Origin of the sequence: Paenibacillus sp. RRE4, from assembly GCF_031844205.1 — a bacterium.
Classification (GTDB): domain Bacteria; phylum Bacillota; class Bacilli; order Paenibacillales; family Paenibacillaceae; genus Paenibacillus; species Paenibacillus xylanexedens_B.
The window spans coordinates 848,482-869,617 of the sequence record NZ_JAUZUT010000001.1; the positions used below are offsets into that span (position 1 = coordinate 848,482).

General features: G+C 46.6%; 14 protein-coding genes and 2 tRNA genes. 14 read left to right on the plus strand and 2 right to left on the minus strand.

Going from position 1 to position 21,136, the window contains the following annotated elements; translation table 11 throughout:
• Positions 1-342: 342 nt before the first annotated feature.
• The 14 genes from Q9R46_RS04080 to Q9R46_RS04145 all read left to right on the plus strand — a co-directional run bounded on the left by Q9R46_RS04080 (position 343) and on the right by Q9R46_RS04145 (position 20,015).
• The gene (locus tag Q9R46_RS04080; RefSeq protein WP_062320195.1) at positions 343-882 is read left to right on the plus strand and encodes a peroxiredoxin; all 540 of its coding nucleotides are present in this window, start codon (positions 343-345) and stop codon (positions 880-882) included.
• 357 nt (positions 883-1,239) lie between these two features.
• On the plus strand, positions 1,240-1,656 hold the full coding sequence (locus Q9R46_RS04085) for a hypothetical protein (protein ID WP_090922221.1): 417 nt from the start codon (positions 1,240-1,242) through the stop codon (positions 1,654-1,656).
• Between the two features lie 463 nt (positions 1,657-2,119).
• Positions 2,120-3,226, plus strand: a complete 1,107-nt coding sequence (locus Q9R46_RS04090) for an ATP-binding protein (RefSeq protein ID WP_145328924.1) — start codon at positions 2,120-2,122, stop codon at positions 3,224-3,226.
• Positions 3,227-3,346: 120 nt separating this feature from the next.
• Positions 3,347-4,312, plus strand: coding sequence for an AAA family ATPase (locus Q9R46_RS04095; RefSeq protein ID WP_311279065.1), 966 nt, complete (start codon positions 3,347-3,349; stop codon positions 4,310-4,312).
• A 4-nt stretch (positions 4,313-4,316) separates the two neighbouring features.
• Positions 4,317-5,432 (plus strand): DUF58 domain-containing protein, encoded by a 1,116-nt coding sequence (locus Q9R46_RS04100; RefSeq protein WP_311279066.1) that lies wholly within the window; start codon positions 4,317-4,319, stop codon positions 5,430-5,432.
• Positions 5,429-6,748 carry a hypothetical protein gene (locus Q9R46_RS04105; RefSeq protein ID WP_311279067.1) on the plus strand — a complete coding sequence of 440 codons (1,320 nt, stop codon included), beginning with the start codon at positions 5,429-5,431 and terminating at the stop codon, positions 6,746-6,748. Before Q9R46_RS04100 ends, Q9R46_RS04105 begins: the two co-directional genes overlap by 4 nt.
• 83 nt (positions 6,749-6,831) lie before the next feature.
• Entirely contained in the window at positions 6,832-7,788 is a 957-nt protein-coding gene (locus tag Q9R46_RS04110) for an aldolase catalytic domain-containing protein (RefSeq protein WP_090922231.1), read from the plus strand.
• Between the two features lie 309 nt (positions 7,789-8,097).
• Positions 8,098-10,224 carry a bifunctional diguanylate cyclase/phosphodiesterase gene (locus Q9R46_RS04115; RefSeq protein ID WP_311279068.1) on the plus strand — a complete coding sequence of 709 codons (2,127 nt, stop codon included), beginning with the start codon at positions 8,098-8,100 and terminating at the stop codon, positions 10,222-10,224.
• A 142-nt stretch (positions 10,225-10,366) separates the two neighbouring features.
• A tRNA-Pro gene (locus tag Q9R46_RS04120) sits at positions 10,367-10,440 on the plus strand.
• Between the two features lie 11 nt (positions 10,441-10,451).
• Positions 10,452-10,522, plus strand: a tRNA-Gly gene (locus Q9R46_RS04125).
• Positions 10,523-11,163: 641 nt separating this feature from the next.
• On the plus strand, positions 11,164-13,065 hold the full coding sequence (abc-f, locus tag Q9R46_RS04130) for a ribosomal protection-like ABC-F family protein (RefSeq protein WP_311279069.1): 1,902 nt from the start codon (positions 11,164-11,166) through the stop codon (positions 13,063-13,065).
• A 419-nt stretch (positions 13,066-13,484) separates the two neighbouring features.
• On the plus strand, positions 13,485-14,519 hold the full coding sequence (pheS, locus tag Q9R46_RS04135; protein WP_311279070.1) for a phenylalanine--tRNA ligase subunit alpha: 1,035 nt from the start codon (positions 13,485-13,487) through the stop codon (positions 14,517-14,519).
• A 57-nt stretch (positions 14,520-14,576) separates the two neighbouring features.
• Entirely contained in the window at positions 14,577-17,030 is a 2,454-nt protein-coding gene (gene pheT / locus Q9R46_RS04140) for a phenylalanine--tRNA ligase subunit beta (protein WP_311279071.1), read from the plus strand.
• A gap of 138 nt (positions 17,031-17,168) precedes the next feature.
• Positions 17,169-20,015 (plus strand): hypothetical protein, encoded by a 2,847-nt coding sequence (locus Q9R46_RS04145; protein WP_311279072.1) that lies wholly within the window; start codon positions 17,169-17,171, stop codon positions 20,013-20,015.
• A gap of 104 nt (positions 20,016-20,119) precedes the next feature.
• On the opposite strand, the gene Q9R46_RS04150 is transcribed toward Q9R46_RS04145, so the two are convergent.
• Both Q9R46_RS04150 and Q9R46_RS04155 read right to left on the minus strand, forming a co-directional pair.
• Entirely contained in the window at positions 20,120-20,494 is a 375-nt protein-coding gene (locus tag Q9R46_RS04150) for a cytochrome C oxidase subunit II (protein ID WP_311279073.1), read from the minus strand.
• A gap of 219 nt (positions 20,495-20,713) precedes the next feature.
• The gene (locus Q9R46_RS04155; RefSeq protein WP_145328949.1) at positions 20,714-21,073 is read right to left on the minus strand and encodes a phage holin family protein; all 360 of its coding nucleotides are present in this window, start codon (positions 21,071-21,073) and stop codon (positions 20,714-20,716) included.
• Positions 21,074-21,136 lie beyond the last annotated feature (63 nt).

A 21,136-nucleotide genomic window follows, 5' to 3' on the forward strand; every position in this document is an offset into this window, starting at 1 on the left:
CGAGACATTAACAGATCTCAGGATACAGTCCTGTAGTTCGTATAAGAAACAGCCCTTTGATGCCCTAGTAGACCATCTTCTGGTTTCTAATAGTGGAGAATGCAAAGGGCTGTTCCTTTCTCATTTGCAACTTGAATTCGGCACGAAAATTTCTTATTTATAATTATTATAAAAAAATAACGTTTATAATCTTGACTTTGAGAAGTACGGATGATAACATTTTATTTGTACTTGAGAACAAGTATCAACAAATTTAATGACAGGACAAGCGCCCTGCGCTCATCCTGATGATGAGCAATCCATATGGATGCTTACATAATCCCAAAGGAGGAATTTTTAGTTATGGCAGAACGTTTGGTTGGTAGACCAGCACCAGATTTCGCAATGGAAACAGTATCAGGAGACGGACAAGATTTTGGTTCCGTTAAACTGTCCGATTACCGTGGTAAATGGCTCGTATTCTTCTTTTATCCTTTGGACTTCACATTTGTGTGCCCAACTGAAATCACAGCTTTGAGCGATGCTTCCGAGCAATTCAAAGCTTTGGATACAGAAATTCTTGGCGTGAGCGTAGACTCCGTACACAGCCACAAAGCATGGATCAACACACCTAAAGACAGCAATGGTCTTGGTCAGTTGAACTTCCCGCTTGCTTCCGATATCACGAAGCAAGTAGCTAAAGATTACGGCGTTCTGATCGAAGAAGAAGGCGTAGCATTGCGTGGTCTGTTCATCATCGATCCAGAAGGCGAACTGAAGTATCAAGTCGTTAACCACAACGATGTAGGCCGTAGTGTTGAAGAGACACTTCGCGTACTGCAAGCACTTCAATCCGGTGGATTGTGTGCAATGAACTGGAAACCAGGCGATAGCAACCTGTAAGCCGGGTTTACTTGAACGATTGATGTTCAAGCCCTCATCCCACGCGGGATTGAGGGCTTTTTGCAACCTTTTTCAAAGATATACCGTTAACTTAATAAAGGTGTTTGAACAAGCTGTCAGACGTGTTAATAATGTAATAGAAGAAGATCTTCTTTTTTATAAAAGAAAGAGGAATTGAAGGCTTGTAAGGCGAATAGGGTATGGAAACCCGGTAATTTAAGTCATTCCGGTAATCCGCATTTATAATTTGCATATGAATGTGATACACTGTTTGAACGATTCCCTTTCGGAGGTCTTTCAAGTGCACGGGTGTATATTGACTGAATTCCCGGCACCTAATAAGGAGGGTGAACAAAAATGAGTTACTGTTGTGGGGCAAGTATGGTGGGAACGAAGGGCACGCTGAAGCATTACCGCACCCAGGTTCATAATGTTCCCCTGCTGTTTTGTCCGGTGTGTCACCGGGTGGAGGTGCATTACAAGGTTGAGAATGAATATGAAATTCTTGCTGAATATGCGCATGGCGACGGGGCTTCCGAGATTGATTTTCAAGACTATGTGACAGAAGACGAGGATGCTATCTTCGAAAATTGCGTAAACCGTGAAAGTGAAGATGCAATGGTGATTGTTCAGCGTCAGATTGATATGTCACTTGATCTGCTACGGCTCGCCAAGGAAATGAAGGATGAGAAATGGGAGAGCGAATTGAAACGCCGCCTTGCCGTCATGAGTCAACGAAAACTTAAAATTCAGCATAACAAGACTGGGCTATAGATTGCATTGAGATGTGACATGCTTAGAGAAATATCCGATTTACACAATATTGAACGAAGCTGATTTCCCAACAGGGCGATACGGCTTCGTTTTTTGTATTTTTTAGATAAACCTTTGTATTTTTGCAAAATAATTTCCATTCGACACTTTCTCCGATTGACTCTGTTCCCTAAACTTGTCTATGATAAAAGCAGACTTGCAAAAGAGGCGGAGCAAAATAAAGGGTTTTCGTTTGGGAATTGGAAAAGGTTAGAAAGGAACAAAACGTAAATGCTTTTTCCGGTCATGCTTGAATGAGCCGGATTAGACCAGCTGAAGTTCCGGACATGCCATCCTATTTTCGGCTCAGCCCCCTGATGAAAGGGAACCGGTAATCAACAAAAAATCGGCCCTTCCTGTTTCTGTGATGATATGATGTCCGAACGGCAAAGTTTATCATTTACGTGAAAAGGAGGAACCTGAAGTGATTCGTGAATTTCAGGATATAGTGCCTCAACCAACGGATGTGATTCCTCAAGTACATCTGGATAATAATAAGTATGAAAATGTGCTAGAACACATGGATAGCGGTATTATGTTATTTGATAATCATGGGGTCTTGACGTTTATTAACGTTCAGATGGCTAAATTGCTGGAGTTGCCGAGAGATCTGTTAAGCGGTTGCACGTTAATGCAGATGTTGCGTTTGCCCCAGATGACTCGATTTAAGAAAAAGAAAATTTTACGAATTTATCGGGAAACGATCTTTCATCGTAAGCGTTATCATGAACTGACGGATGAGTATGGAAGGCACTGGCTTGTGACCGTGACCTATGGTGATCAGATGGACGGCGATTTTCTTTTTAGTGTCAAGGATGTTTCGGATTACAAGCAGATCGAGCAGACGGCCTATCAAAACGATAAACTGGCTATGCTTGGCCGTATCTCCGCATCAATTGCTCATGAGATTCGTAACCCGTTAACAGCCATTCGCGGATTCATCCAGTTACTTCGGCCTCATCTGCTACAGCTGGGTAAAGACGAGTATGCTAGAATCATACTCACCGAGATCGACAGGGCAAATGACATTATCTATGAATTTCTGAACTCCTCGAAGCCTTCAGCTCCGCAGAAAACGGTCATGACCGTAGAATCTTTGCTTAAAGAGGTTGTTCTATTGACCGAGAGTGAAGGGTTGATGAAAGGATGCGAGATTCTGCTGGAGGTGGATGACACCCCGCTTAATGTATCCATTGATGTGAAACAGATCAAACAGGTCATTCTGAATATGGTCAAAAATGCAATGGACGCGATTGAAGAAGTCGGTGAAGAATATACAGGCTTGATCCGAATCACAACAGCTACGGAAAATAATTTTGTGCAAATTACGATTGCGGATAATGGACGAGGTATGGATCATAACACGCTGGTACGCTTATTCGATCCTTTCTTTACTACAAAAGAAAGCGGCACGGGTCTGGGACTTTCCGTGAGTTACCGTATTATTAAAAATCATGGGGGTACCATCTCGGTGGATAGTAAAAAGGGCGAGGGCACCAGCTTTATGATCAAGCTTCCACTGGTGAATTGACACAAACGTTTTCTGAAGGGATCGGTATTTTGCCGATTCCTTTGTTTTTTGTTGGCAGGATAAGGGTTATAGTTAGAAATGAATGCGAATACATAAGCATCGCGGAAGGAAGGGATTTCTTTGAATATTCAAGATATGGAGCAAATGACCGGACAATTCGTTGAACATGTAGGCAAAGTGATCGTGGGTAAAGAGCATACGATGGAATTGATGTTGACAGCGATCATTGCATCAGGTCATGTACTTCTGGAAGATGTCCCTGGTACAGGGAAAACCATGCTAGCCAAATCGATGGCGTCTTCACTGGACTGCACATTTCAGCGGATACAGTTTACACCTGACTTGCTGCCATCCGATCTGACGGGTATCCATTTCTATAATCAAAAATCAGGGGATTTCGAATTCAGGCCCGGACCGCTGTTTGCGAATCTTGTACTGGCAGATGAGATTAATCGGGCAACACCACGCACACAGTCCAGCTTGCTCGAATGTATGGAAGAGCGCCAGATCAGTATTGATGGCTCAACAAGGCAGCTTGAGCGGCCGTTTATCGTGATCGCCACTCAGAACCCAATTGATAATCAAGGAACATTTCCGTTACCCGAGGCCCAGATGGATCGGTTTATGATGAAGATTCGTATGGGGTATCCAACTGATGAAGAGAGCGTAGAGATCCTAAGAAGGACGGTGGCCAGCCGCTCAGTAAATGATCTGTCTTCTATTATCTCGCGCGAGCAACTTCTGAGAGCACAGGAAACGTATAAAACGGTTAACGTAAACGAGGACCTCCTGCTTTATATTGTACAGCTCACTGAAGCAACGAGAAAACATCCTGAACTATCACTTGGGGTTAGTCCACGGGGGGCTCAGGCGCTACTAAAAGCAAGTCAGGCATGGGCCGCGCTTCATGGCAGAGATTATGTTGTACCTGATGATATTAAATTACTGGCAGAGCCTGTGTTGGCTCACCGCCTCGTGTTTCGTAATCGAATCAGACAGCAAGAAGGACTTGCAGAACTTATTATTCAACAGATTCTGACCGAAACCGAGGTGCCAACCGAGACACTTACTACAGGCGGACGTTAAGCTTATGGCACTTCTATGGCTTGTCGTTGTTGGAAGTTTAGTGATTGTGTTGCACGGCATATGGTTTGGACGGCCTGTGTTGCGAAATCTCAAGTACAGTAGACAGTTCAGCAAAACACGGTGTTACGCTGGTGATGAACTGGAGATGATCGAAACGATATCCAATGAAAAACGAATTTCTGTACCTTGGCTTAGACTTGAAGCAATGATGCCTGCTTCATTTGTGTTTCGTTCAGGTTCAGGTATGGATATCAGTCAAGGTAATATTTATCAGAACCATAAGAGTGTTTTCACATTAAAACCGTATAATCGCATTACCCGCACTCATCCGTTTGTCTGCTCCAAGCGAGGTGTGTACACGATGGATACAACTACGATGACCGGTGGAGACTTATTTGGAGTATGGCGTTCCTCCAAGCCGATTCCTGTGCAGATGACAATGATTGTATATCCTTCATTGGTAAACACTGAAGATATGCCAGCCATCTATCAGGTGTGGCAAGGAGAGGTGGAAGTTTCTCGCTGGATTGTGGAAGACCCGTTTCTAATCCTGGGGGTGCGGCCTTACGGGGCTGGTGATCCAATGAATCGTATTCACTGGAAAGCAAGTGCGCGCACCGGAGAACTTCAGGTATATAAGCAAGGCTGGACGGCAGATCCCCAGTCATGGATTATTGTAAATATACAGGACTCTGCTGAGATGTGGAGTGTGGTTACTCGGCCTGAACTGATTGAGCAGGCACTCCGGTACGCAGCCACTGCAGCGGTAGAGGCCATTGGAAGAGGATTGCCTGCTGGATTTGCACATAACGGCTACCGTGTAGGCGGGGGACGCGATGTACTTCGTATTGAACCGGATTACGGCACACCCCATCTGGAGATGTTACTGGAAGCTATGGCTGAAACTGAGTTGAAGTGTTTGGTACCGATGGAGCAGTTTTTGCAAGATGAAGTACGATTGAATGAAGAAGGACAAAAGATTCGCAGTTATTTGATGATTACATCATATGTCTCGGCTGCCATGGAACATGAAATCGGACGTTTGCATGAGCAGGGGCATCGGGTAACGGTTTTGCCTGTAGAACAGTTGAAGCGTAATACAGGGGCGGTGGGCGCATGAGTGAAAATGATGCAATAAAGCGAACACATATCATATCCATGTGGGCTGTTCTTTCAATAGGGATATATTTGTTTCCAATCTTTACGATCACATCATTGTATACCCGTGCTTATTTTCCATATCTGTTGTTTTGCTTGTATGTTATGGCAGGCCTGTTCGGTCTATGGATTCAACATCGCTTTACGAGCATTGCAGAGAAAAACGCATTCGTTCGAGGTCTGACGGCATTTGTTATCTGTATTTTGTTCGTATGGGTTACTGGTATGTTACTGACGCTTTCACTTCCAGGGGTTATTACGCTTGGGGCGGGTTTATTTATTGCATCATACTCAGGTTTGCATTTTGATCCTGCTTTTCATTCGAGCAGACTGTGGCGCCTGCAACTCGTGGGTGTAATTAGTGCCATTGTATCCACGATCGCGGCAATGCAGATTGAACTCATGCTACCGATGCAGATGTACACGGGCTACATCTATGCTGCTGGAGTCATCAGTTTTGGATGTTGGATTGTGGGACAATACAGGGCACAACTGGATCGTGCGGTACTTAATGATGGCAAGCGCAGATTGGTACTGCGGGAATTCACACGGGCAAACCACCTTCGGATCCTATGGATGTTAATTATTATTGCAGGTATCGGTGCTTTTCCGAGTCTTGCTGCATGGCTCGCACCGTTGCGGGATCGTCTGCTTGCATGGATCAGAGGTCTGTTCGGAGCTTCTTCACCTCAGGAACCGCCACTTACTCCTGAGATGCCGAATGAGCCGATGAACCTGCCGGATGAGTTCAGAGAGCCAGCTTCAGATCCTTCTTTATTCTGGGAAATCCTCGGCTGGATCGTTTTTGGGGCAGCGGCGGTTGTGATTTTATGGCTTTTGGTCAAACTGGGCAGAACCATCATGGATAAACTGGCGGAGCGTTTCAAAGGATGGTTACAGCCTGTGCAAAAAAGACAAGAACCGAAAACGGAGTATGTCGATATCAGCGAAACGCTGGAGGTGCCCACGAAGGTTCGTAAACGATGGTTCCGCAAAAAGGAAGCTGTCCCCACTCAGGCTGGAGAGCGTATTCGATACTATTATCGGGCATGGGTAAGCAATGCGATGGTTCGGGGAGTAAAGGTTGAGAAGTCTTATACGCCGCTGGAGACAGCGGAAAGCATTAAGGAGAGTAATCCTAAGAGTAAAGAGGGTGCAGAGGAAGAGCTGGCAACGAGGCTTCCTGAAATCTATAATGCTGTGCGCTACGGTAAGAAAGATGAACGTAACCCGGATATGATGGAGATGGACCGAATCTGGAAATCTTACCGTAAATAAGCCCGGAATCCCTTTACTTTTCTTGTCACGTTCAAGTATCATGAGAGGAATACACAAGTTGGTCAGAAAAGGAGCAGACATTAATGAAGACAAATCATAGTAAAATTGTAGATTGTACCATTCGTGATGGTGGATTGGTGAATAATTGGGACTTTAGCGTCGACTTTGTTCAAAAGCTGTATGCAGGGCTGAATGAAGCTGGCGTTGATTATATGGAAATTGGCTACAAAAATTCGCCGAAGTTGCTCAAAGGCTCCGAAGATGCCGGACCTTGGCGCTTCCTGAATGATGATTTTCTTCGTAAAGTCATTCCGCAAAAAGGCAACACCAAACTGTCTGCACTTGTGGACGTAGGACGTGTAGATGAGAACGATATTTTACCGCGCAGTGAGAGTATGCTGGATCTGATTCGTGTCGCTTGTTACAGTAAAGATGTGGACAAGGCGCTTGAACTGGTGCAAACGTTCCATGATCGCGGTTATGAAACAACACTGAATATTATGGCACTCTCGAATGTGATGGAGAATGAATTGCTGGAAGCTTTTGAAATGATCAAGGAGAGCTCCGTTGATGTCGTCTACATCGTAGATTCTTACGGTAGTCTGGATCATAACGATGTGAAATATCTGGTGGAGAAGTTCAAAACTCATCTTCCGAACAAACGTCTTGGCGTTCACACGCATAACAACATGCAACTTGCGTTCTCTAACACGCTTGTAGCCGCTGAACTTGGAGTTGAACTGCTGGATGCTTCTGTATACGGTATGGGACGTGCGGCAGGAAACTGCCCAACAGAACTGCTGGTAGCGCATTTGAAAGGAACCAAGTATAATCTTCGTCCAGTACTCGAAGTGTTGGAACAGCTTATGGTTCCACTGAGAGAAAAAGAAGAGTGGGGTTATATCCTGCCTTACATGATTACAGGTACGCTGGACGAGCATCCACGGTCGGCTATGGCACTTCGTTCATCGGAGAACAAAGACAAAGTCGTTGACTTCTATGATAAGTTGACAACGCCTGAAGTAAACTTCGATAAATAAAAATAGTCTAAAATACAGTTGTAAATTTAAAAAAACATGGCCTTTTACTCGAGGTCCATGTTTTTTTAGTTCTTTGTGCCTTGTTTTTACTCATTTTCCTGAATAGATATTCCTACTTATAACTATTTTTTAGTTCACGAATAGGGATTTAAATGTTATTATGTACCAGATAGAATATATGGATTTTTAAATTAAACAGTGGTCAATATATGTTTTTGTCGAAATGTGTAATATACTTGGTGAATCAGATCAATAGAATTCAGTTGTACACGTATTACAGGATAGTGATCCCGGGAAGGAAAACATGGCATGAAGTTTAAAACGCAAGGTCAGAGTCAAATAGGTTGGGTCGCCATCAGCGGCTTATTGTTTTTCCTCGTAAGTCAATGGTTTCGTTCTTCTTCAGGCTATGATCTGAATTATTCGGGTTACCCGGTGATAACACTTTTAGGTGGATTTGCTGCAACGGCCGCCTGTATCGGTATTTATAATCAAAGCTGGCTATTTCAAACTCAAAAATTGACGCTACGTAGAGTGCTAATGACAACACTCTTTTTAATGTTAGGTCTATTTGAACTGGTGCATATCGTTTCGTTTGCAGAAGAAGTTCCTAACAGAGCGATGATGGAATCCGATTTTTCATTAATGATGTCAACAATGGGATCACTGGTTTGTTCTGGGGGACTGTTATTTATATATAGCGTACACGAGAAGCAAGTTGCATTACCGCGCAAATTTCTTCTGTTCAGCGCTACCCTTGGTGCCTTTCTGATTTTGTACATCTGTTCTATCCAAGAGTGGAGTTTTCTGCCTGAGATGCTTGATGGTCATCTGCTTGGTAAAGTATTCTCTCGCCTGCATTGGGTTGCAGCTCTGCTGTATGTTACTGGGGCTGTCGTTCTGTATGTGCAGTGGAAAAAGACAAAAAACGCCGATCTACCACCTATCCTGAACGGTATACTCTGTTTTCTGCTAGGTCAGGGGTATTTCGTGACTGCAAGTGTAGTGGACGATCTCAATCTGTTGCTTGGTATGCTCAGCAATTGTTTGGGCTACTTTTTCATTCAAAAGGGGCTCTATGCATCTGTAGTTGACACGCCCTTCCTGCAACAACAGGCCGCTGAGGCCAAAATGAATTATATCGCACACCATGATGACGTCACCGGCCTTCCAAATCGCCGGCGCCTAAGTCAACGTCTGCAACTCATGCTGGATGATGCTGTTGTGGAGGAAAAGCTCGTCGGTGTACTTGTACTTAATATTAACCGTTTCAAAACCATAAATGACTCCCTGGGACAACAAGCAGCTAATCGGGTTCTGCGTCAGGTTGGACAGCGATTGAATCATTCATCTCTTCCGGGAGAAGAGGTGTTTGGTCTAGGTAGAGATGAATTTGCGCTGACCATGACGGACTTTTATAGTACAGATACGGCATTACGCCGGACGCGGTCCATTCTGCAACTTTTTGAGAAACCGGTTATGGTGGATGGGAGCGAATATCATCTTACGCTGGGCATAGGCATGGCGATCTTTCCTTATGATGGAGAATCTCCCCAAGAGATTATTCAGAATGCCGATACGGCTCTGCATAGTGCGAAGGAGCAGGGAATTGAACTCAACCGCTACGCACATGCCATGCAGATGAAAGCTCAGGAACGATTGCAACTTGAAAATGATTTGCGCAAAGCACTGGCTCGAGGGCAGTTTTATCTGGTATACCAGCCCCAGGTGAATCTGCAAAGCGGACTGATCGTAGGCATGGAAGCTCTTGTGCGATGGCATCATCCGCAACGCGGTTCAGTGTCACCGGCAGAGTTTATTCCACTGGCCGAGGAGAGCGGACTGATTGTTCCTCTCGGAGAATGGGTGCTGCGAGAGGCATGTGCACAGAACAAGCTATGGCAGGAAGCGGGATATCGCAAATTATGTGTATCCGTTAACCTGTCGATGAGACAGTTCAGACATTCCCACCTGCTCGACAGCATCAACAGTATTCTCAGAGAAACGGGACTTGAACCGGCATGGCTTGAACTGGAGATCACGGAGAGCATGACGTTTGACAAAGACCGGGCCTTTGAACAGCTTCATAAAATTAAGGAGATAGGTGTACATATCAGTATTGATGACTTTGGCACGGGATACAGCTCACTACATTATCTCAAGGATCTGCCGATTGACCGGCTCAAGATCGACCGATCATTTGTGAATGAAATAATGGAAGACAGCAATAACGCTGCTATTGTATCCACGATTACTTCGATGGCACACCATTTACAACTCAAGGTTACAGCAGAAGGTGTTGAGAACGAGGAACAGATGATGTTTCTCCGCAATCAGCATTGTCATGAGGCACAAGGTTATTTTTTCGGTAAACCGATTGAAGCGGCGGACTTTGAGCAAAGGTTCCTTAGAGATATTGACAAGCCTGCGGGATAAGGAGTAGCAGGGCCGCGAGAGCGTTCCTGCCTTTCTGGAATCCAGTTTTAGGAAAAAAACTGCCAATGTACCTTGCACGATAGAGCAGATCGTGGTATATTAGGTTTTGTAAAATCACTGTTAACTTCCATTTGGAATTTAACGGGACGTAGCTCAGCTTGGTAGAGCACCTGGTTTGGGACCAGGGGGTCGCATGTTCAAATCGTGTCGTCCCGATTGTTCATTTTGCGGGTGTAGTTCAATGGTAGAACTTTAGCCTTCCAAGCTAATAGCGTGGGTTCGATTCCCATCACCCGCTTAACAGCAGTACCTGAAAAACCCCATGAATGTTCAAGGGTTTTTCTTTTTTTTGAATTTATATAAGTTGAACTATTCTTTTACACATTAACGGAGAGGACAGAAAAAACCTGAAAAAGCGGAGCGTTCGCCTTTATCACCGGATTTTCCCCTTTGGAAAAGGGAATCCAAAAAATCTGGGGATAACAGCGATTGGAAGGTTATTCTGTCATCGGAGTGGGCCGTGTAAATTCTTTAGTTCAACTTATCTAGATACAGACAATGACATCTTGAGCTTTGCTTTTTTTCAATGATCTGGTACAATAACGGAGAATTGATACTACCCATGAATGAGAGGTAACCATACGTCCAATGAAGTAAGACACATGAAGTGAACCCCAGTTAACTGCAGATTGTATTATGACGCAGTCAGCCGAGCGGCTGAGCAATGAGGGGATTCGTGTGTCCAAATTCAGCTATAGGGAATAGTATGGAAGAAGCAAGTTTTTCGGCTTGCGCATGCCCTCGTTAGGGTTTCTTTGTTCATGCTATGGTAGTCCTCATATCTGTATTTTGAACCCGTTTATCCATTAAAAATTGCTAAACCGCCGGCTGATGCCAGCGGTTTTTTTGATTTTTTTTGTTCAGGAAGGATGAGGACTCATGACGACATTGGTGCGCTTGCATGAAGTATCAAAAGAATGGAACGGTAATGAATTGTTTGCGGGATTAAACCTTGAAATTAACGAAGGCGAACGACTCGCCATTTTAGGCCGTAACGGATGCGGCAAAACCACACTTTTACGGATTATACTCGGCGAGGAGGATGGAGGTGGACGTATTGATCGTCAACTTCCATTGTCAGAATGGGGGTTCATGCGTCAGCGTTCAGAGGTACCGAGTAGGATAAATGTATTGGATGCAGTAAGGCGGGAGAGTGGACGTATTGATGAAATCAAGCGGAAGCTGGAAGAACTCGAGCGCCGATTGAGCGAAGCTGATGCTAACGGAGATAACACTTTGCTGGACGAATATGCCCGATTTTTGGAGGAATATGAGCAATTGAACGGCTACATGTGGGAAACGGAGGTAGAGAAGGTATTAACCCGCCTCGGGCTTACTACAGAACACTGGAGCAGGCCTTATCAATCACTTAGCGGTGGTCAGAAAACGAAGGCACGGCTTGCAGGACTACTGGTCAGTAATCCCAAGTTTCTGATTTTGGATGAACCAACCAACCATCTGGATGAAGAGAGCATGCGTTGGCTGGAGACATGGCTATCCTCATACGAAGGAACGGTGCTGTTTGTATCACATGATAGGACATTTATTGACCGGGTAGCGACCAGTGTAATTGAATTCAGTGCAGAAAAACTAACGAAATATAAGGGCGGTTACACCGATTATAAAGGCCATAAAGAGCGGGAACTGAAGGAACAGGAGACAATTTATCGCAAACAGCAACTGGAACGTAAAGCACTGGAGGAAACCATTCGTAATTATCAGCAGTGGTTCCATAAAGCTCATAACTCGGCAGGAGGCCAGGAAGTAAAGATTACCCAGAGTTTCTACAAGGCCAGAGCCAATAAAAATATTTCGCGTTACCATGCCAAACAGAAGCAGCTGGAGCGACTCGAAAATGAGCGGGTGGATAAACCACGGGAAGCCACGAAACTGAATATGGAGCTACAGATGACTTCACTCGGTGCACGTCAACTTCTTACGCTGGAAGAAGTAAGCTTTTCGTACGATCCAAAGCAGTCGTTTCTTCATGATTTGCGGCTGGCAGTCGAACGTGGGGATCGGCTTGCCGTGCGTGGAGCGAACGGAACGGGCAAGAGCACGTTGCTGAAATTAATAATTGGAGAGCTTCAGCCTTCGCAGGGAAAGGTTAGCCGTCATCCCCAGCTTAGCATCGGTTACTTTTCACAAGAGCTGGAGGGATTGCCTGAGAATGTAACGCTACTGGACAGCTTACTGGTTCTCCCTTCTATGACGCAAAGTGCCGCCCGAACCATTCTGGGATGTTTTTTATTTTCACGCGAAGATGTGTTTAAACGCATTGGGGATTTAAGTATGGGGGAGAGATGCCGTGTAGCATTTCTACGGTTGTATTTCGGCGGTGCTAATTTGCTTGTACTGGATGAGCCAACGAATTATCTCGACATCGACACCCAGGAAGTGATGGAGAATGTGTTAAAAGAAGCCTCCGGCGCACTGGTGATTGTATCCCATGACCGGATGTTAGTCCGAACGCTGGCGAATCGTCTATGTGACTTGAAGTCGGACGGCACAGCATCACTTTTTGAAGGAGGCGTGGCGGATTGGGAACAAACGGTACAACTACGGGAGTCTGCACTGGACACACGTGATTCAGACGATGAACGTCTGCGGCTGGAGATGAGGCTGTCTGAATTACTCTCTCCGGTGAGCGCAGCGGGAATGGAACGAGAACGCTTTGAGCCTATTGAAACTGCGGAAGAGAAGGAGGCGGAAGCAGCCGAGATTCGTGACATTCAGCAACGGTTAAAGGAGCTGAGGAATCAAGGTACATCTGCAAATTAGCAACGGGGCATGCTTGCTATTTCGCCGTATTTTGCATATAATAATGAACGATCATCGATCATTGGTATCGATACAGGTTATGTTAATTTGAACAAACGTATTGATGGAGACAAGTAAGCAGTGCCTCTGGACAGGGAGGAAGCGCCGTAGATTGAGAGCGTTTCTGTAGAACCAGGCTGCCGAAATTCACTCCGGAGCGGTTCCCTGAACCTGATGATGTGTGCATACACAGAGACGACAGTAGGGGTAAACGGTTAACGGTCGTTATTCCGTACAAAGTGAGACAGAACGTGTTGCAGAGCTTGTTGCAATGTGACAACGGAAGTCTAACAAGGGTGGTACCACGGTCTTTTCGTCCCTTTTGGGGAGAAAAGGCCTTTTTTTGTTGCAATAACAGCATTTAAAGGAGGCAATTACACATGAAAGAACGTTTGGAAGCATTAAAGATTGAAGCGCTGGAACAGCTATCCGGCGTTAACGATCCGCAGACACTTAGTGATCTGCGTGTAAAGTATTTGGGGAAAAAGGGTGCGTTAACTGAAATTTTGCGTGGCATGGGTGCGCTTAGTGCAGAGGAGCGCCCAGTCATTGGGCAAGTGGGTAACGAGGTTCGTGGAGCGATTGAAGAGGTTATTGATCGCAAGCAGGAGCAGTTCCAAAAGGAAGAGACTGCGAAGCGCCTTCAATCCGAGAAGATTGACGTAACCTTGCCGGGTCGCCGCGGACGTCAAGGCGGACTGCATCCGCTGACCAAAGTGGTGCAGGAGATTGAAGATATTTTTATCGGTATGGGATACCGCGTAGCAGAAGGTCCTGAGGTGGAGATGGACTATTACAACTTTGAAGCCCTGAACCTGCCAAAGAACCACCCGGCGCGCGATATGCAGGATTCCTTCTATGTTACCGAGGACCTGCTGATGCGTACACATACTTCTCCGGTACAGGTTCGTACGATGCAGAGCATGAAAGGTGAAGTGCCTGTCAAAGTCATCTGCCCAGGTAAAGTATATCGCCGTGATGATGACGATGCGACACACTCCTTCCAGTTCCATCAAGTCGAAGGCCTTGTAATCAGTGAAAACATTCGTATGAGTGATTTGAAAGGAACGTTGCTGCAATTTGTGCGTGAAATGTTCGGCGCTTACACGGAAATTCGTCTGCGTCCAAGCTTCTTCCCGTTCACCGAGCCAAGTGCGGAAGTGGATGTAACTTGTGTACAATGCGGTGGTAGCGGATGCCGTGTATGTAAGCAAACAGGCTGGCTCGAAATTTTGGGCGGCGGTATGGTTCACCCGAAAGTCCTTGAGATGGGCGGATATGACCCGGAGAAATACAGTGGCTTTGCCTTTGGTATGGGTGTAGAGCGGATCGCGATGCTGAAGTACGGCATAGATGACATCCGTCATTTCTATAACAGTGACCAGACCTTCCTGAAGCAATTCGGACGTCTGTAATTATATTGAATGTCAATGAACGTCAAACTAATACAAAGATTAAGGAAGTGAACGTGCATGAGAGTATCGACAGATTGGCTGTCTGATTATATTGCCCTTGAAGGTGTAACCCCACAGGAGCTGGCAGAAAAAATCACCCGTGCAGGGATCGAAATTGATGTCGTGGAGAACCGCAACCAAGGGGTAAACAAGGTTGTTGTTGGTTATGTGAAGAGCAAGGAAAAACACCCGGACGCGGACAAATTGAATGTCTGTGTCATTGATGCAGGACAAGAGGAAGAGCTACAGATCGTATGTGGCGCGAAAAATGTGGATGCGGGTCAAAAAGTAGCGGTAGCCCTTGTTGGCGCGAAGCTTCCAGGCGGGCTGGATATTAAAAAAGCGAAGCTGCGCGGCGTTGTATCGCTTGGTATGATCTGTTCTGCCAAAGAGCTTGGCATGAACGACAAATTGCTGCCTAAAGAGCAACAGGAAGGTATTCTTGTTCTGCCGGAAAACACAGAGATCGGCACGCCAATCAGCCAGGTGCTGGGCCTGGATGATCATGTGCTGGAGCTTGACTTGACGCCGAACCGTTCCGACGCTTTGAGTATGCGCGGTGCAGCATACGAAGTGGGGGCGATCCTGGGACGCGAAGTGACGTTGCCGAATCCGAAAGATCAGCTGGTCGAAGCCGGTGATGAAGCGGCTAATCATATTTCTGTGGAGATTAAAGCCCAGGAGAAGTGCAGCCATTATGCAGCTCGTTATGTGACTGGAATCAAGCTGGGGGCTTCCCCGCTCTGGATGCAGAACCGTCTCATGGCAGCGGGCGTACGTCCGATTAACAATATCGTGGATATTACGAATTATGTCATGCTTGAATACGGGCAACCGTTGCATGCGTTTGATGCAGATAAGCTGGAGAACGGCCGCATTGAAGTGCGCATGGCACACGAAGGCGAAACGATTGTGACGTTGGACGGACAGGAGCGTAAGCTGGAACCGCATATGCTGCTGATTACCGACGGCGTGAAGCCGGTTGCCATCGCCGGGGTTATGGGCGGTGAAAATTCCGAGGTATCGGAAGGCACCGTGAATCTGCTCCTCGAGTCCGCCAAGTTTGATGGCGGAACGGTTCGGAAGACGTCGCGCCAACTGGGGCTGCGTTCCGAAGCAAGCTTGCGTTTTGAAAAAGAAGTAGACCCGGGTGCGGTAATCACGGCTCTGGATCGTGCGGCTGAACTCATTCAGCGTTATGCATCAGGGCAAGTACATCAAGGGATTGTGCAAGCTGGCGCTGAAGCTTCCGAGAAGCGTGTCATTCAAATGTCTCTGAACAGGCTTAACCGTTATTTGGGAACGGATCTTTCTCTGCTTGAGGTGAAAACAATCTTTGCCCGGTTGCACTTTGCATGTGGTGATGCGGAGCAGGGTGTTCTCGATGTGGAAGTGCCTACTCGCAGAGGGGATATCACGATAGATGTGGATCTGTTCGAAGAGGTTGCCCGTCTATACGGGTACGACAACATTCCAACAACGTGGATCGAAGGCCCGACTACACCAGGCGCATATACCCGTCCTCAAGCCATTCGTCGTACGATCCGTGGGTTGATGTCTGGTAGCGGCTGGCAGGAAATGATCAGTTATTCCTTTGTTCATCCAGACAAAGCAGTCCTGTTCCCTGCGCTGACACAAGGAAGCAAAGCGGTTAAGCTGGCTATGCCGATGAGTGAAGATCGTAGTGTGTTGCGTACGAGCATTTTGCCGCAGATGCTGGATGCTGCTGTATACAACATGAATCGGAAGCAGGATTCGCTTGCTGTGTTTGAAGTAGGTAGTGTTTTCTTCACGGAGGAAGAGAAGCTGACGAAGCAACCGCATGAAATTCCGGTACTCTCCATGTTGCTTACGGGTAACCGTGTAGCGCAACAATGGAATGTAGGGGCAGAGAAAGTGGATTTCTTTGACATCAAAGGTGCACTTGAGAACTTGTTTGCTTATTTGGGGCTGGAGCAGCGGATTCGCTTTGTAGCGAACAGTCCGGAAGGATTCCATCCAGGGCGTTCTGCCTCCATCTATCTGGATGGCAAAGATGGAAGTGAAGGCACATTGATCGGTACTCTCGGTCAGTTGCATCCAGAACTACAGCAACAATATGATCTGAATGATGTTTATGTTGCTGAAATTGCTCTTGAAGGGATATATGAGGAAGCGGATGCGGATATTCGTTATCGTGAGCTTCCGCGCTTCCCGGCAGTAGAGCGGGATATTGCCGTGGTGGTAAACAAAAATATCGAAGCTGGCGACATGCTCCGTACGATCCGTGAATGTGCGGGTGAACTGTTGCAGAACGTACAGGTATTTGACGTATTCACAGGCAGCAAGCTGGGTGAAGACAAGAAAAGTGTGGCCATGGCACTGGTATACCGAAACCGTGAACGCACCTTGACAGACGAGGAAGTTACCGAAGCTCATGCGCGGGTCGTAACACGTTTGGAAGAGCAATTCAACGCAGAACTGCGCAAATAGGACAGAAGTCAATTTTTTGAACAAAGATTAGCAGGAATTGCTCGAAGTCACATCGAATCCTTAGCAATAGAGGATCGATGTGACTTTTTTGTCATTACAGCTTAGAATCAACATACAGACTTGAAGGAGGGCACAACTGTGACTACACCTGATCGTACACGCGTCACCGTAGAGATCTACGGGACTTCCTATAAACTGGTCGGCAGCAGTGCCGATTATATGAAACAAGTAGCTAATCTGGTTGATGAGCGTATGAGCGCCATCTCCAAAAGTCATTCCCGTTTGGACACGCCGCGTATTGCTGTACTTGCGGCCGTACATATGGCTGAGCAGTCTCTTCAGACGCAGGAGATCCGAAATGAGCTCAAGATGCTCACGGGAGAACGTACAGAACTTCGAAATGAATTAAACCGATTAAACGCCATTCAGAGCGAACACCAAAAAGAATTGCAACAGCGAGATCAGTCTCTCGCTGAGGTTCGCCAGCAGAAGAGTGAGGCAGAGCAGGCTTTGCAAAAGCTCACCGCAGACAAGCAGGCTGAAATCACCAAGCTGAATGCGATGTTGGAGCAAGAGCGCAGCCAAATGAAGGATCAGATCCAGAAGATGCAGGCGCAAGCCGCGGCACAACTCAAAGAGGCAGAAGTGAAAGCTAATACACGTGTAAAGGAAGCAGAGGAAAAAGCAGCAAACCAACTCAAACAATTACAGGCTCAATCTGCGTCGCAACTTAAAGAAGCACAGAACCGTGCGGCAGCCGAGCTACAGCAGGTGCGGGCCAAAGCCGCAACCGAGTACAAAGAGCTGCAGGAAAGAACTGCGGCACAATTGAAGGAAGCCGAAAGCAAGGCAGTAGCAGAGCGCCAAAAACTGCAGGTTCAGGCGGCAGAGCAGGTACAAGCGGCCAAAGAAGAGGCAGAAGCTGCGATCCTCTCTGAACTGGAACAGGCTGAAGCCAAATTGAGACAGGTGGAGGAAGAGGCGACCCTTCAATATAGCGAACTTGAAAATCAAATGAAGCAGCGTCTGGAGCAAGCCGAACAGAAAGCACAGAAGCAGGCAGAAGCGTTCGAAGCACAAGCGAAACAAGAGCGTGAAGCATGGATTGCTGAAGCTGAACAGAAGCACCAGGCTGCTCTGGAGCAACAGAAGTCTGAGTTTAGATCTCTTTCCGAGCAATCCGAGCTGGAATGGATGGAGAAAGAGGCTTTCTATGAAGAGCAATTGAAAGAAGAGCAAGAAGTAGCGGCTACCCGTGCAGCTGAGGCAACGGCAGCGGCTGAAGAAGCGCTACAGCAGGAGAGGAGTAAACTGGCTCGTCAGTTGGAGGAAGAACGTGCTCAGGCAAATGCTCGCATAACGGAGATCAATGAACAACTGGGCGAGGTTCGGAGTCAGCTTCAACATGCGCAGGAAGTGGTTTCTGAGCAAGAACAGTTGCTCCAGGCGGAACGTACCCAAGTGGAGTCGTTGCGACAGGAGCACGAGATCCGTATTCAGGAACAGGAGACTCAGACACGTCGGATCGCGGAGCTCCAGCAACAATTGGAGCAGTTGAGAGAAGGCAGCAATGATCTGCAAAACAAACTTCGTGAAACGGAGCAGTCGTTGAAACAGACACAGGAGTCACAGCAACAGTTGCAAGATCAGTATAATGAAGCAGTGGATCGTGAAACAGCGCTAACCGCTCAACTGCGCAAACTGCAGGAACAGCATTCCCAGCTTGAACAGGATGCGCAGCATTTGCTTGAAGCAGAAGCGAAGTCAGAAGAAGAACAGCGCAGACTGCAGAAGGTGCTGGAGCAGGCACATGCGGCTGTACGTACATTGCAAAATGAGATAACAATGCTGACGGAGAGGGAACAATCCTGGAAAGATCTTGCTGAACAGCGACTCGCCGATATTGGAGATCTGGAGAATCAGATTCTCGAAGCAGCTGAGCAGAATGAAACGCTGGAGTCTGGTGTACAGTCCTTGCATGATGAACTTTCCGTCGTGAAGGAAGAAGCGCGCCTCTACAATGAGGAGGCTGTTCGTTATGAGAAAGAAAACGAGATCCTAGAAGAGAAACTCAAACAATTGAATGAGGATTTACAAGGCACACGCCGTGAACTAAATGATAATCATGAGGAGCTAGCTGAGAAGAATAAGGAGTTAGCTGACAAACATGAGGAGCTAAATAATACTCGCGATGAATTGCATAGTGCCCAAGAGGAATTAAGCCGTCTGCAGGAACAATACAAGCAGATCCGTATCGATTACAGTGATGCTCTTCAACGAGAAGAGAATACCGGTGCTTTAATGAGTGAACTCGAAGCGGAGAAGAATGCGCTGGAGCAATCGCTGAACGAAGCAAGACAGTCCGCTGAGCAACTTGCCAAGCGTTATACGGAGCAAGCGAGTCAACTCGCGCAGACGGAAGAGGAAGCTCTCGAATGGCAAATTAAACATGAGGACCTGTCTGCCAATCAGTCGGAACTGTCTTCTCGTATCCAACAACTGATGACACGTGAAGAAGAGCTTCGTTCACAGTTGGAACTGGTAACTGAGTCGGCAGAACAGAACGAACAGGTATGGAAGCTACGTGCTGACGAATGGGCGGAGCAGGAGCAGGCATGGCAGGATCGCTGGACAGCACTGGAGAGTGAATTGACAGCGTGGCAAAGAGAGAGTGCAGCAAGTTCAGAGAAGCTGGAGGAACTGGTACAAGAACGTGATCTGTTGCTCAAGGAGCGTTCACAGCGGGAACAGCATCAAGTGGAGGCAGACGAGGAGAAGCAGATCATGGAGAATGAACTGCGAGAAATAAGTGAACGTTATGAACTAACGGCAAACCAGCTTCGGTTGTTGCAGGTTGAGCGGGAGATGGAACAAGAAAAGGCGGAGCAGCTCAATACGGAATATCGTCAGCTGCACGATGAATATACAAAGTTACAGACGGAATATAACGAATGGATTGAATTGATTGAGCAGGATCAGACGTAAAGATTGACTCTTTTTGTCGATGTGCTGACCAGCGAACTCTTGCATTATTTGTTATAATACAAAAAAAGAGCTCCCGTCGCTACGGGGGCTCTTGTCTTGAAGTGTTATTCTTCTACTATAATTTTGGAGATCATGCTGCTATGGCCCTTACCGCAAAAAACGGAACATGACATTTCGAACTCTCCGACTTTGTCCGGGACGATGACTTTGGAGCTTGTTTGGGTGTCTAACCGAAGATTGAACTCAGGCACGAGCAAACCGTGATTTCCGTTGACGTTTTCATAAACAATCTTCACAGGCACACCTTTTTTGAGTCGATATTCGGGTTGATCGAATTCGTAGTTGCTTGCCTTGATCACCAGTTGTTCGGTGGCTGTAACCTCTGGCTCGGATGCTCCTGAATCTTTGGGACTACCGCATGCAGCAAGAACAAGGATAAACATTAAGGCGGCAAGCCATATTACACCTTTCTTCATCATGTACCTCCTTCAGGCGTGTGGGATGGATAAAATTTGAATGATTTCTCAAGTCATCATACCGCAATCTGGCGATGCCTGTACATGTGGGGTATGTCGTTTTATTGAAATTTATCGATAGTTGCTGATCACTTGATGTGCAAAAAGAAAAACCTCTTCAGGCCAACGGCCTTCCGAGGTTTAGATATCTTGTTAGAGCGCTAGCAGTATGACAGTCAGTCTTTAGCTTTTGGAGCTGCGTCCGGCATCAAACGGTGTGGATACCGGAATGAAGAGATCGATAATCCCGATGACCAATGCGGCGAGAATGGCACCGAGCAGGCTGACCTCAACGTGATCAACCACATATTGACCCAGCCAAATGACCAGTGCACTCACGATAAAGCCGACGATTCCCCGGCCAAAAGGGTTCACTCTTCTGCCAAAGATGCCTTCAACGATCCAGCCCAGCAAAGCGATGACCAACGCAAGCATCAGCGCGCTCCAGAAACCACCAACGGCGAAACCGGGAACGATCCAGCTTACAACCATTAACACGATAGCGGCGATAATAAATCGCACGACATGGCCCAGAAAATTCATGGGGGTTACCTCCTTTATTCAGATTGGATTGTGCATAAACATGGGAAATCTAAGTGAGTAAAA

What these genes read in the sequence shown, in the direction of transcription:
- Q9R46_RS04085 (WP_090922221.1), top strand. Translation starts at nt 1,240, where the DNA reads ATGAGTTACTGTTGTGGGGCAAGTATGGTGGGAACGAAGGGCACGCTG.
- Q9R46_RS04150 (WP_311279073.1), bottom strand. Translation starts at nt 20,494, where the DNA reads ATGATGAAGAAAGGTGTAATATGGCTTGCCGCCTTAATGTTTATCCTT.
- Q9R46_RS04080 (WP_062320195.1), top strand. Translation starts at nt 343, where the DNA reads ATGGCAGAACGTTTGGTTGGTAGACCAGCACCAGATTTCGCAATGGAA.
- pheT (WP_311279071.1), top strand. Translation starts at nt 14,577, where the DNA reads ATGAGAGTATCGACAGATTGGCTGTCTGATTATATTGCCCTTGAAGGT.
- abc-f (WP_311279069.1), top strand. Translation starts at nt 11,164, where the DNA reads ATGACGACATTGGTGCGCTTGCATGAAGTATCAAAAGAATGGAACGGT.
- Q9R46_RS04100 (WP_311279066.1), top strand. Translation starts at nt 4,317, where the DNA reads ATGGCACTTCTATGGCTTGTCGTTGTTGGAAGTTTAGTGATTGTGTTG.
- Q9R46_RS04115 (WP_311279068.1), top strand. Translation starts at nt 8,098, where the DNA reads ATGAAGTTTAAAACGCAAGGTCAGAGTCAAATAGGTTGGGTCGCCATC.
- pheS (WP_311279070.1), top strand. Translation starts at nt 13,485, where the DNA reads ATGAAAGAACGTTTGGAAGCATTAAAGATTGAAGCGCTGGAACAGCTA.
- Q9R46_RS04155 (WP_145328949.1), bottom strand. Translation starts at nt 21,073, where the DNA reads ATGAATTTTCTGGGCCATGTCGTGCGATTTATTATCGCCGCTATCGTG.
- Q9R46_RS04105 (WP_311279067.1), top strand. Translation starts at nt 5,429, where the DNA reads ATGAGTGAAAATGATGCAATAAAGCGAACACATATCATATCCATGTGG.
- Q9R46_RS04110 (WP_090922231.1), top strand. Translation starts at nt 6,832, where the DNA reads ATGAAGACAAATCATAGTAAAATTGTAGATTGTACCATTCGTGATGGT.